The sequence below is a fragment of the Mediterraneibacter sp. 210702-DFI.5.30 genome (assembly GCF_020560115.1).
Taxonomy (GTDB): Bacteria; Bacillota; Clostridia; order Lachnospirales; family Lachnospiraceae; genus Mediterraneibacter; species Mediterraneibacter faecis.
In genome coordinates, this window is the sequence record NZ_JAJCME010000297.1 from 1 (window position 1) to 207 (window position 207).

Annotated in this window: 1 protein-coding gene; it reads left to right on the plus strand. The window is 49.3% G+C overall.

The window, feature by feature from the left end:
• Positions 1 to 207: AarF/UbiB family protein (locus tag LI126_RS15615; protein ID WP_255651258.1), on the plus strand; the 207-nt coding region annotated here is incomplete at both ends.

The following is a 207-nucleotide window of genomic DNA, read 5'->3' on the forward strand; positions in this document are numbered from 1 at the left end:
CCGGCAAGCGGATTGAAGATGTTTTTCAGACATTCGATCAGACGCCTTTTGCCTCAGCTTCAATTGGACAAACGCATCATGCCACGCTTTTTGATGGCACGAAAGTCGTCGTCAAGGTCCAGCACCCTGCCGTTACTCAATTAGTGCAGACCGATCTAGCATTGTTTAAACGCGCGTTAGGCATGGCCGAGCACGTTCCAATTGATT